The organism is Collinsella sp. i05-0019-G5, from assembly GCF_042851345.1.
Lineage (GTDB): Bacteria > Actinomycetota > Coriobacteriia > Coriobacteriales > Coriobacteriaceae > Collinsella.
The window spans coordinates 15,966-28,036 of the sequence record NZ_AP031421.1 but is presented as its reverse complement, the minus strand read 5'-3'; the positions used below and the strand labels follow the sequence as shown (position 1 = coordinate 28,036).

The 12,071-nt window shown below is 59.2% G+C and carries 11 protein-coding genes and 2 tRNA genes; 3 read left to right on the top strand and 10 right to left on the bottom strand.

The features are described from left to right. Positions 1–171: 171 nt before the first annotated feature. The 10 genes from ACGHIZ_RS00145 to rpsF all read right to left on the bottom strand — a co-directional run bounded on the left by ACGHIZ_RS00145 (position 172) and on the right by rpsF (position 9,939). Positions 172–1,137 (bottom strand): hypothetical protein, encoded by a 966-nt coding sequence (locus tag ACGHIZ_RS00145; RefSeq protein ID WP_006235822.1) that lies wholly within the window; start codon positions 1,135–1,137, stop codon positions 172–174. 19 nt (positions 1,138–1,156) lie between these two features. Beyond that, positions 1,157–2,929 (bottom strand): ABC transporter ATP-binding protein, encoded by a 1,773-nt coding sequence (locus ACGHIZ_RS00140; protein WP_225094059.1) that lies wholly within the window; start codon positions 2,927–2,929, stop codon positions 1,157–1,159. A 184-nt stretch (positions 2,930–3,113) separates the two neighbouring features. Further along, on the bottom strand, positions 3,114–3,809 hold the full coding sequence (locus ACGHIZ_RS00135) for an NUDIX domain-containing protein (protein WP_225094058.1): 696 nt from the start codon (positions 3,807–3,809) through the stop codon (positions 3,114–3,116). A gap of 21 nt (positions 3,810–3,830) precedes the next feature. Next, positions 3,831–5,135 (bottom strand): phosphoribosylamine--glycine ligase, encoded by a 1,305-nt coding sequence (gene purD / locus ACGHIZ_RS00130; protein WP_225094057.1) that lies wholly within the window; start codon positions 5,133–5,135, stop codon positions 3,831–3,833. Between the two features lie 118 nt (positions 5,136–5,253). Continuing rightward, positions 5,254–6,540, bottom strand: a complete 1,287-nt coding sequence (locus tag ACGHIZ_RS00125) for an adenylosuccinate synthase (protein ID WP_006235826.1) — start codon at positions 6,538–6,540, stop codon at positions 5,254–5,256. A gap of 93 nt (positions 6,541–6,633) precedes the next feature. Next, positions 6,634–8,031, bottom strand: a complete 1,398-nt coding sequence (gene dnaB, locus ACGHIZ_RS00120) for a replicative DNA helicase (RefSeq protein WP_138374342.1) — start codon at positions 8,029–8,031, stop codon at positions 6,634–6,636. A 219-nt stretch (positions 8,032–8,250) separates the two neighbouring features. Next, entirely contained in the window at positions 8,251–8,790 is a 540-nt protein-coding gene (gene rplI, locus ACGHIZ_RS00115; RefSeq protein ID WP_022094073.1) for a 50S ribosomal protein L9, read from the bottom strand. 15 nt (positions 8,791–8,805) lie between these two features. Then, a complete protein-coding gene (gene rpsR / locus ACGHIZ_RS00110; protein ID WP_006235829.1) occupies positions 8,806–9,072 on the bottom strand; it encodes a 30S ribosomal protein S18 in 267 nt (88 codons plus the stop codon). A gap of 72 nt (positions 9,073–9,144) precedes the next feature. Then, the gene (locus ACGHIZ_RS00105; protein WP_390448250.1) at positions 9,145–9,597 is read right to left on the bottom strand and encodes a single-stranded DNA-binding protein; all 453 of its coding nucleotides are present in this window, start codon (positions 9,595–9,597) and stop codon (positions 9,145–9,147) included. A 48-nt stretch (positions 9,598–9,645) separates the two neighbouring features. After that, entirely contained in the window at positions 9,646–9,939 is a 294-nt protein-coding gene (gene rpsF / locus ACGHIZ_RS00100; RefSeq protein ID WP_006235831.1) for a 30S ribosomal protein S6, read from the bottom strand. A gap of 505 nt (positions 9,940–10,444) precedes the next feature. Between rpsF and ACGHIZ_RS00095 the strand changes: the two genes are divergently transcribed. The 3 genes from ACGHIZ_RS00095 to ACGHIZ_RS00085 all read left to right on the top strand — a co-directional run bounded on the left by ACGHIZ_RS00095 (position 10,445) and on the right by ACGHIZ_RS00085 (position 11,926). Next, positions 10,445–10,535: transfer RNA gene (locus tag ACGHIZ_RS00095), tRNA-Ser, on the top strand. 48 nt (positions 10,536–10,583) lie between these two features. Next, positions 10,584–10,674: transfer RNA gene (locus ACGHIZ_RS00090), tRNA-Ser, on the top strand. A 244-nt stretch (positions 10,675–10,918) separates the two neighbouring features. Further along, complete coding sequence (locus ACGHIZ_RS00085) at positions 10,919–11,926, top strand: hypothetical protein (RefSeq protein ID WP_390448247.1); 1,008 nt, start codon at positions 10,919–10,921, stop codon at positions 11,924–11,926. The last annotated feature ends 145 nt before the right edge of the window (positions 11,927–12,071 follow it).

The following is a 12,071-nucleotide window of genomic DNA, read 5'->3' as shown; positions in this document are numbered from 1 at the left end:
GTGTGTAGTTAGGCCTCGCGGTATTGTAACCGCAAGCATGCCTCATGGCGTTAATTTCATCGAAATGTTTACGAAATGATAATTATGACTTTCTATGCATAATGATTTCTCTGGGACGGGGATTAAAAAATCATCCCGCGGGGCTTGTGGCTCACGCGGGATGATGGTCTCTTATTTTTTCTTGTCCTGCTCCAGCAGTTCGGACGGTGTGCGATCGGGCTTGCCGCCGCGGAAAATCTCGCGGCCATGCAGACGATGTTCCAGGTCACGCTCGGCCTTTTCCTCGTCAATCTTGGTCTGGCTCACCACCGGGTCCTCAATCAACGACGACACCGAGTTCACCTGCTTCTGAATGCGCTCGGCGATGGTGTCATCCATACTCACGATGCGCATCTTCCAGTCGATACTCGTGGCGTTGGATGAGCTCTTGGTCCACACGAACGTCAAAATGGCGCTCTGGTGGCCCCGCGCGGGGAACATGCCAAAGAAGGAATCGTGCTGAATGTTGCTATCCTCGTCGATATAGGCGTGAACGTTATACACCACGCGGTCGATCTTGTCGTTGAGCAGCGCGTTGGTCGCAAGCGCCGCGGCCTGGATCTGCCCGTTGGACAGCAGCTCGAGCTCGTTGGCAGACGATGTGTCCAACACCGTCACCTCGACCGTGCCCGTACGCTCATCGGCTTCATCGACGGTAAAGTCGAGCGGGAACTGCGTAAAGCCGTTGCCCCACTCGAGTCCACCCTTGAGTGCTGTAGAAACGGTATCAACCGAAACGCTCTCGGACAGGTTGGCGGTATTCAGACGGCGCATCACGCCGTAGCCGATCTGCATGCCCACGATCAGCACCAAAATACCGATAACCACGGCCATCGCGGTCTTCGTAATGGTATGGCTCACCTGCGAGCCCGAAGGATCGTCCTCGGACAGCGGGTCGATATGTTTTGCCTGGCTCGCGCGGTCCTCGCTGCGCAGCTGTGCTAGCGCCGCTTTGTCACCGCGCTTGGCCGCAGCCTCCTTCTCACGCATGCGCTCGGTACGCTTTTTGGCAAGCGTAGGATCCAAGACGCCGGATGCATCGATTTCGGAGAATAACTCCGTCACTTCTTCCGGAGTCAAAGGGTTCTTGTCAGCCATAAACTTCCTGTCATATCAATCAGTCGAGCTCGTGCGCACGCGCACCTTCGAACTGCATTCGATAGTAACGGGCATAGGTGCCGCCACGGGCGAGAAGCTCCTCGTGCGTGCCACGTTCCACAACGCGACCATGCTCAACGGTCGCAATCTCATCGGCGTGTTTAATGGTCGAGAGACGGTGGGCGATGATGATTGTGGTACGGCCGCGTGCCAGCTCTTCGAGCGACTCCTGCACCGCCTCCTCGCTCTCGTTATCCAAAGCACTCGTCGCCTCGTCCAAGATCAGGATCTTGGGGTTCTTGAGAAACACGCGCGCGATGGCAACGCGCTGCTTCTGTCCGCCCGAAAGACGGCTGCCGCGCTCGCCCACCACGGTGTCGTAGCCCTGTGGAAGCGATTCGATAAAGGTATCGATATTGGCGCGACGGGCGGCGTCGGCGATCTCTTCCGCCGTAGCGCTCGGCTTGCCGTAGGCGATGTTCTCGCCAATCGTACCGTCAAACAGATAGACATCCTGCTGCACCAGGCCGATGGCGCGACGCAGGCTCTGCTGCGTCACATCACGCACGTCCTGGCCGTCGATGCTAATGGATCCGGTAGCCACGTCATAAAAGCGCGGCAGCAGCGAACAGGTCGTGGACTTGCCGCCGCCCGAAGGGCCAACCAAAGCGATGGTCTGCCCGGGCTTGATGGACAGGTCCATATGGTCGATAACGGGACGCTCGTCGGCATCGCCCTCGCCCAGCTCGACATCCTCGTAGTTAAAGCACACATCGTGATACTCCACGGCGCCGGCAGTCACCTGCAGATCCGTAGCGCCCGGCTTGTCCTGGATATCCGGCGCGGTCGAGAGCACCTCGTCCATACGCTTAAAGCCGGCGATAGCCTTCTGATACGTTTCGGCCGAATTAACGAGTGTCTCGAGCGGCGTGCAGAACAGCGAAATATAGAGTGCAAAGGTCGCCATATCGACCGCCTGCAGCTGTCCCTTGGCGACCAGCCAGCCGCCCAGCAGCACCACGATCACATAGAGCACACCCGAGAGCAGGCCATACGTCGCGGTATAGACGCCCATGGCGTGATACATGTTCTCCTTGGACGAAAGATAGCGATTGTTGGAGGCGCGGAACTTGAAGCGTTCGGTCTCCTCATTGGCAAAGCTCTTGACCACGCGCATGCCCGCCAGCGAATCCTGCAGCTGCGCATTGATGCCGCTGATTTTTTTGCGGTTGTCGCTGAAGACCTCGCGCATGCGCATGTTCTGCCAAAACATGATGACCGCAAACGCCGCCGTCACCACGGCCATGGCGAGCGCCAGGACCGGGGCGATGGTAAAGAGGATCACAAACGAGCCGATGATCTCGATGCCGCAGATGATGATCCACTCGGGCACGTGATGCGCCGCCTCGCAGATATCGAACAGGTCGTTGACCACGCGGCTCATCATGTCGCCCGAGCTGTTGCGGTCGAAGTACGCAAAGCTAAAGCGCTCATACTGGTCGAACAGGTCCTCGCGCATCTTGGACTCCATGCGCGCGCCCATCACGTGACCCCAATAGCTCACAAAGTAGCGGCAGGCGCAGCGGACGGCATACATCAGCACCAAGCCCACCGCGATCATGCCGAGCGCCTGCATAATGGCAGCCTGACCCTGAGTAAATAGCCCACCGGTCAAATTACGCAGAATAATAGGAAAAGCAAGGTCAATGGCGGCAAGCACCAGAGCACAAACAGTATCAGCAACAAAAAGCCCCATCTGGGGCTCGTAATACGAAAGAAACCTCTTAAACATAATCACCTTACGCGGTTTTACCAAACCGCGTTTCGTCTCGACGCTGCAAGTGCTCCATTTGGACAATCTGGCCTTCAATCGTCGGTCGCGTATATCCATACGCTTCCCTCCTCTTTTAGGCCACCTTGTCTCAAATGGAGCACTTTCGCTGACTTACACAAACCTGCGGGATCATCCCCGCTCGTTAAAGCTCCGCTCCGCCTAGTCGGTGCGCGATGCTATCGCATGCCAAGGCGCCCACGACGGTCTTGGCGTCTTCGATCTTGCCGTCGAGCACGGCATCGATCAGCTCGTGCAGCGGCACCAGGTCCACGTTGACAAACTCGTCATCATCGGGGTTGGGCGCATCAAACTCGAGCTTGGTAGCCAAGTAGATGTGGATGATCTCATCGCAAAAACCGCAGGACGTGACAATCGACGTCAAAAAGCGAATACGACCGGCCCTAAAGCCCGTCTCCTCGTGCAGTTCGCGTTTGGCGCAATCGAGCGGGTCCTCGCCTGGATCGAGCTTGCCGGCGGGAATCTCGACCGTCACGCGGTCGATGGCGGTGCGGTACTGACGCACCAGTACGATCTTGCCGCTCTCGGTCAGTGCCACAACGGCCGCCGCACCCGGATGGCGAACGATATCGCGGGCGCTGCGGTGACCGTTGGGCAGCTCAACCTCAAGACGGTGGACGTCGAGGATCTTGCCCTTCCAGGCGCATTCCTCCGAAAGAATCTTCTCGTGCAGCTCGGCATCGTGCGGGTCGTCATCGCCCAGCACCAGCGCCGGCTCGTCAGAGACCTCGCCACCAGGCTCGCCCTCGGCGTGCCCATACATGCGGCTGTCCTCTTCGACGATCTGCGCGTCCACGAGCTCTTCGTTCTTCTCGTCCATCCGTCTCATTCCTCTCGGACTTTAGGCATCCCAGGCGTCGCGGCCGCGCAGCGCGCGCAGGCCGATGTCGTGACGCAGGGTCTTGCCCTCAAAATCAATCTTCTCGCAGGCCTCGTAGGCAAGGTTGCGAGCGTTCTCGAACGTGTCGCCCAGAGCGGTCACGGCAAGCACGCGGCCACCATTGGTCACGAGCTGGCCGTCCACCACGGCAGTGCCCGCGTGGTACACGGTCACGTTCTCCATGGCCTCGGCATCGGCGATACCGGTGATGACCTTGCCCTTCTCGTAGCTGCCGGGGTAGCCCGCGCTCGTCAGGACAACGGCCACGGCCCACTCGTCACGCCAGTCGAGTTCAATCTGATCGAGCTCGCAGTTGGCACAAGCCAGCATGACCTCGACCAGGTCGTTCTTAAGGCGCGGAAGCACGACCTGCGTCTCGGGGTCGCCAAAGCGGGCGTTGAACTCCAGCACCTTGGGGCCGGCGGGTGTGAGCATAAAGCCGCCGTACAGGCAGCCGCGGTAGTCGATGCCCTCGGCAGCGAGCTCGGCCACGGTCTGCTCCATGACCGCCACCATGGTGGCGTGCTCCTCGTCAGTCACGATGGGCACCGGGCTGTAGACGCCCATGCCGCCGGTGTTGGGACCCTTGTCGCCCTCGAGCGCGCGCTTGTGGTCCTGCGAGGTGGCCATGGGGCGCACGGTCTTGCCGTCGGTAAAGGCCAGCAGCGAGCACTCGGGGCCGGTCAGCATCTCCTCGATGACCACGGTGTTGCCGGCATCGCCGAAGGTGCCGCCAAAGCACTCGCGCACGGCCTCCTCGGCCTGCTCGAGCTCGGTCGCCACGATGACGCCCTTGCCTGCGGCCAGGCCGTCAGCCTTCACGACCAGCGGTGCGCCCTGCTCGCGCACGTAGGCGAGAGCCGAAGCCTCGTCGGTGAACGAGCCGTAGGCGGCCGTCGGAATGCCGGCACGCTCCATGAGCTGCTTGGAGAATAGCTTGGAGCCCTCCATACGGGCACCCTCGGCACCCGGGCCAAAGCAGGGAATACCCGCCGCGCGCACGGCGTCGGCCACGCCCGCCACGAGCGGAGCCTCGGGGCCAATTACCACGAGTCCGCATCCGTGGCTCTGAGCAAACGCCGCCACGGCCGCAGGATCGCAGTCGTCGAGAACAACGTTCTCGCCGCAGCTCGCGGTGCCGCCGTTGCCCGGCGCGATGTAGAGCTTGCCGGCGCGCGGTGATGCTGCGAGCTTAGCTGCCAAAGCATGCTCACGGCCGCCGCTGCCCAACAACAGGATGTCGATGGTTTGAGTGTCCGCCTTCAAGGGTGCCTCCTCTATGGATGAATGGCCCGCTCCGCGCGAGCCCTTTGCAAGCAAATATACCCCTCGGCCGCCCGTCCGGGCTGCAAAGGGGTATATCGCAATAACCAAATAGTCCCGATTACTTCCAGAATCGGTTGATGATCTGCTCGCGACCAGCGCCAACGCCAATGAACGTCACGCGGGTGTGTGCCAGATCCTCGATAAACGCCACGTAGTCCTGAGCCTCCTGCGGCAGCTCCTCAAAGCTGCGGCAGCCGGTGATATCGCACTTCCAGCCAGGAAGCTCCTCGTAGATGGGCTTGGCGTGCTCAAAGCGAACCTGATGCTCGGGCACGCTGGTATAGCGCTCGCCATCGACGTCGTAGGCCACGCACACCTTGATGGTGTCGAAAGCCGAAAGCACGTCGAGCTTGGTCATGGCGATATCGGTGAGGCCGTTGACGCGCGAGGCGTAGTTGGCGATGGGGCCGTCGAACCAGCCGCAGCGACGACGGCGACCGGTGGTCACGCCGTACTCGTAGCCCTCCTCGGTCAGCGTGTGACCGGCCTCGGACTCATAGGAAAGCTCGGTGGGCATGGGGCCCGAACCGACGCGGGTGATATAGGCCTTCATGACGCCCAGCACGCGGTCGACATTCTTCATACCGACGCCGGATCCGGTGATGGCACCGCCGGCGGTGCAGTTGGAGGACGTCACGTACGGATAGGTGCCGTGGTCGATGTCGAGCAGCGTCGCCTGGGCGCCCTCAAACAGCAGGTCCTTGCCCTCGTCGATCATGTTGTTGAGCAGCAGGCTCGTCTCGGTGATGTAGGGACGCAGGCGCTCGGCCATCGGCAGGTACTCGTCGCAAATCTGGTCCACGGTGTAGGTGGGCAGGTTGTAGATGAGCTCGAGCTCGGGGTTCACGCGGGCGAGAGCGGTCTCCAGCTTGTCGCGGAACAGTGCCTCGTCCAGCATGTCCTGCATGCGCAGGCCGATGCGAGCCATCTTGTCCTGATAGCACGGACCGATGCCGCGCTTGGTGGTACCGATGTTCTTCTTGCCGAGCTTCTGCTCAAAGGCGCCATCCAGATCGATGTGGTACGGCATGATGACATGCGCGTTGCCGCTAATCTTGAGGTTCTTGGTGGTGATGCCGTCGGCCTCGAACATATCGATCTCCTCAAGGACAACCTTGGGGTTGACGACGCAGCCGTTACCGATCACCGACACGTGGTCGGAATACATGATGCCGGAGGGCACCTGGTGCAGGCCGTACTTCTTGCCGTTGACGACGATGGTGTGACCGGCGTTGTTGCCGCCCGAGTAGCGCACGACGGCATCGAAGTCGCCGGCGACCAGGTCGCAAATCTTACCCTTGCCCTCATCGCCCCACTGGGCACCGACCAAAACGGTTGACGGCATGTTTACTCCTTACATTCATGGACTGTCTACGCGCCACGCCGGCACGCAGAAGCACAAAACATTCCCAGTATACCCGTGCAACGGGCGCCTGTCCTACTCCTCGGCATGTGCCCCATCAAGCTCATAGAACTTGGTGGATGCCGGCAGGAACATCAGGTCGACGTCGCCGATCGGGCCCGAACGGTTCTTGGCCACGACGATACGCGTAACGCCCTCGTCGGGTCGATCGTCACGCGAGGCTTCGGCCTCGTCGGCGGAGCGGTCCAAGAACATAACGATATCGGCGTCCTGCTCGATGGAGCCCGATTCACGAAGGTCGGAAAGCTGCGGGCGCTTGCCGGTACGGGATTCGACCTGACGCGAGAGCTGCGACAGCGCGATGAGCGGGATCTTGAGCTCCTTGGCCATGATCTTCAGACCACGCGACATCTCCGAAACCTCGACGGTACGGCTCTCGGAACGACGGCCCGGCGGAGGACTCACCAGCTGCAGGTAGTCCAGGATGATAATTGCCTTCTCCTTGTTATGGAGCATACGGCGGCTCTTGGCGCGAATCTCGGTCACTGTGGTGCCGGGCGTATCGTCAATCAGAATATCGAGCTTAGACAAGGTCTGCGTGGCCTCGTTGATATTGGCCCACTGCTCGGGGCTAATGCGGCCCATGCGGAAGTCACTGATCGAGATCATGGCGTAGGCGCAAATCAGACGCTGGGCAATTTCCTTGCCCGACATCTCCAGCGAGAAGAAGCCGACGGTATAACCAGCAGCGGCAGCGTTGAGCGCCAGGTTCAGAGCGAACGACGTCTTACCTACAGCAGGACGGGCGCCGATGATGATGAGCTGGCCCTCGCGAAAACCCATGAGCATGCGGTCGAGTGACGGAAAGCCCGTGGGCACGCCCGCAGCCTGGCCACCGGCCTGGCACACTTCCTCGGCCTCGTTATAGGCCTCGACCATAAACTCGGTCAACGTCTTGTAGCTCGACTTGACCTCGCGCGCCGTAACCTTGAGCAGCTTGCTCTCGGCCAGCTCGACAACCTCTTTGGTGTCGGTGGGGGCGTTATATGCCAGCGCGTTGATCTCGTTAGTGGCGCCGATCAGCTCGCGCAGCATCGAGTCGCGGCGAACGATGGCGGCATGGTGCTGCCAGTTGACGAGCGACAGGGTCTGACCCATCAACTCCAAAATGTACGCCTCGCCGCCCACGGCATCGAGCTTGTTGATGCTGCGCAGGTAATCGATCAGCGAGATGGAGTCGATGGGAATGCGGCTGTTGTACATATCGACCATCGCAGTATAGATGGTCTTATGAATGGGCCGGTAGAAGTCATCGGGCTGCAGCTCGACCTGGGCCTCTTCGACCACCTCGGGCGATAGCAGCATAGCGGCCAGTACATTGGCCTCTGCATCTTGGTTTTGGGGAAGACCCAACTTTGAGCCGCGGTCCTCGACCGTCAGCCCGATCTCCCTATCGTCATATGCCATGAGCATCCTCATTCATATCGCTTGCGAGCATCCATAGTATCAGCCACGGTCCCAAAACGCGCCGCGCGCGGCCAATCATCACCGAACCAAACGGATGAACGGTCCCACGAATAGACCTCACCGCAACGCCCTCTATGGCGCTCGCATCGCGCTAAAAAGCAAAAAGGGCGCCCTGGTTTCCCAGAGCGCCCTTCTTAGAACAAGATTGTTGCGTTGCAGCAAATGCTACTCGGCAGCAGCCTCAGTCTCGACCTCGGCGGTCTCGGCCTCGGCGACCTCAGCGGCCTCCTCGACCTCAGCCTCGGCAGCGAGCTCCTCGGCGGTAACGCCGACGAGAACGACAACCTCGGCCTTGATCTCGCGGTACAGCGAGATGGCAACGGTGTGGGCACCGGCAACCTTGATGGGCTTACCGAGCTCGACGCGCTTGCGGTCGATGTCCATACCGAGCTGAGCCTTGATGGCATCAGCGATCATAGCGGCGGTAACGGAGCCAAAGAGGATGCCCTCGTCGCCGACCTTGACGTCAACGGTGACCGTCTTGCCCTCGAAGGCAGCCTTGGTCTCGTTGGCGGTAGCCAGACGGACGGCCTCGCGCTTGGCGATGTTGTTGCGACGCTCGTCAAGCTGCTTGAGGTTGCCCTTGGTGGCGGCAACAGCGAGCTTCTTGGGGAACAGGAAGTTCTCAGCGTAACCCTGAGCGACCTCTACGACGTCACCCTCGCCGCCCTTGCCCTTGATCTCATCGAGAAGAATAACCTTCATGATGCGTCTCCCTTCTTAGCCGCGGTCGCGGTTGCCACGAGAGGAAACCACGGGGACGGTGTACGGCAGGAGAGCCATCTCGCGGGCGCGCTTGATGGCGTTGGCGATGTCATGCTGATGCTGCGTGCAAGCGCCAGTGACGCGACGGGGCTTGATCTTGCCACGGTCGGTCATGTACTTACGGAGAAGCTGAGTGTCCTTATAGTCAATGAACTCAGTGTTCTCCTTGCAGAACTGGCAGTACTTACGACGCGGCTGACGTGCAGAAAAATCATTAGCCATGTCAAAATACCTTTCATTTGGCAACTTCGGCGAACCGAAGCCGCCTCTCACTCAAAAATAGGTGAACAACCCTTAGAACGGGATGTCCTCATCGTAGACGTCGACCGCGGGCGGCGTGGCCACCGGTGCGGCAGGACGTGCTGCGGGCGCGGGAGCTGCGGGGGCGTAACCGCCCTGATCGTAGCCACCCTGGCCACCACGGGAGCTCATAAACTCGATCTCATCGACGATGACCTCAAGTTTGCTCCGGCGCTGGCCGTCGCGCTCCCAAGAGCTGTAGCGCAGCTTGCCCTCGATCGTGACCTTGTTTCCCTTTGCCAGGAAACGGCTCACGGCCTCGGCGCGGGTGCCGAACATGGTGCAGTCGACAAAGTTGGGATAGTCCTCCCACTCGCCAGTCTGCGCGTTGCGGCGACGATCGTTCACGGCGACGCCAAAGGACAGAACCTGGGTTCCGCCGGCGGTGGCGCGCAGCTCGGGATCGCGGGTGAGGTTACCGGTGATGTTCACTCGATTGATGCTCATAACTCACTACTTCCTCTTGGGGCACAAGCCCAGTCCAAAACGACAGTCTTACTCCTGGTCGTCGCGACGGACGATCATGTGGCGGACCACAGCGTCGGTGATGCGCAGGACGCGATCAAGCTCGGCGATCTGGGTAGGATCTGCGTGGAAGTTGATGAGGGTGTAGTCACCATCGGTGAGGTCGTTGATCTCGTAGGCGAGCTTGCGCTTGCCCCACTCGTCAACGGAGTCGACCTTGCCAGCGCCCTCAGCGATCGTGGTATCGATACGCTTCATAACAGCGAGACGAGTCTCGGGGTCGAGCGACGGGTCAACAAAGAACAGCAGTTCATAAGCCTTCATATTGTCACCTCCTCTGGGCAAATGTGGCTTCAGGTCGTGAAGGTGCGCCTGAAGCAGGAAAAGACTTGGTAATAATATCTTTCAACCTCCTAGGCTGCAAGAATTTGCAGCTACAACCTCATGACCTCCACATATGCCCATACTCGCACGACGTTTCATGCGCATTCCAACCAAATGCTTACCAAAAGCTTGACGAATCTGTGGACACGATACGGTGCCGTGGGGACGAGCTGAGCCAAGCCGCAGGTCAACGGGCACAAGGCTGTGGTCGCAAAATGCATACCAGCGGTCCACAGCACCACCCAAAGATTTTTAAATTCATTGCCAAGTCGCTTATGAATACCCCTTTTGAACAATTGAGTTGATCAACCACGCTGGTCGGAAGCCGTTTTTTTGGCACCTCAAACCCCACTGCAACGCCAAGCGCGGCCGAGCGTTTTAAAAAATGCCAACTTTTCTGTTTGCACTTTGCGATTCCTCGTGTATACTGACTTTCGCATTTAACGGAGAGTTGTCCGAGTGGCCGAAGGAGCACGATTGGAAATCGTGTAGGCGTCAAAAGCGTCTCCAGGGTTCAAATCCCTGACTCTCCGCCAGTTAATTCCAAAGCAGGCCTTCGAGCCTGCTTTGTTTTTACCCCACGCGGAGGGGTGGCAGAGTGGTTGAATGCGGCGGTCTCGAAAACCGTTTGGCCTGTATAAGGTCACGAGGGTTCGAATCCCTCCTCCTCCGCCATTTAGATTGAGAAAGCTCCCGGTATTGGGGGCTTTTTTGTTATCGAATCCTCTCTTGGCCGCACGTCCCAACCAACCATGTACATCACCCTCCAAAAACGACATTTTTCGACATCTTTGGAGGCTGATATACACCTTTGCATATCGCGCTCGGCGCACGATTGGCCATTTTGCCAGCATTCGGTATATTTCCTCACTTCAACGGACATAAGGACTGCATATCGGCATAAAGCGAGAGGTCCCTAATGGATACTCCTGTTCTCATTTCGCATAAAACGGCATGGCTCGTCCATCATGCACCGCGGAACCTGGTTCAAGCCGTCGCACAACGCGACTACCAGATAGGCGTGCGGGGCCTCTCTACCCAGCAACGCATCGCGCGCATTCGGCAGGCACTTACCGACTGCGGCATTCCGTCCACCATGCTCAAGACTATCGACATCTCCGTAGTATTTGCTTTCGAGCGAATTCGCACCAACGGTGTCACTTGCCACGTTCTCGGCCAAAACCTACCCTACGACCATATTGACGAGCTTACGCCCGGCATCTTTATCACCGACGAAGCCTTCACCTTCGTGCTCGCTGCCGAGTGGATGGATAGGATCGAATACCTCGAGTATGGTTACGAAGTTTGCGGCGACTATCGCATGGGGCTCAATCCCTCTGACCCTTACACCGAGCAACCAGCCACCACCTCCAAGGACGAAATTGTCGAGCTACTCGATCGGCACCCTGGCAAACCCTGCGCCACACGCGCCAGACTCGCGCTCAGACACATCTACGACCACTCAGCCTCGCCCATGGAGACCGCATCGTCCATCGCCCTCTCGCTCCCAACAAGCGAAGGCGGCGTTGGCATCCGAGGTATCGAACTCAACAAACCGCTCGAAATCCCTCAACGTCTCTGGCATTGCACAAAAGCCCGATCGCTCAAAATCGACGCTCTTGTTACTTATCAGCGCAGAGAACTCGGCATCGAATATAAGGGCGGTTTTCACGACGAGACCGAGCGCAAGGGCGCAGATGCGGAACGAGAGGCCGTACTCGTCCAAATGGGATATCGAATCGTTACGCTCACCTCGGCACAGTTCGCAAGTCAACTTGCCTTTCATCGCGCCATGAACAGCATTCGCGAAGCACTCGGTATGCCCCGCTGCACGGACGCCGAGTACCAGCGAAAGCAAAACGAACTGCGCAAGGCACTTATCCGCAACTGGAAGAGCGCGCAGGGCGAAGACACACCTTCCGAGTAGCGTCTTCCCAGCACACCCCAACCAAAACATGTACACCACCCTCCAAAACCGACATTATTTGACATCTTTGGAGGCTGATGTACACGTTTGGTGCCTACGCCCGCATCCAGTCCCGACCGTTTACCGAGCAATAGGGTCGCCAGGC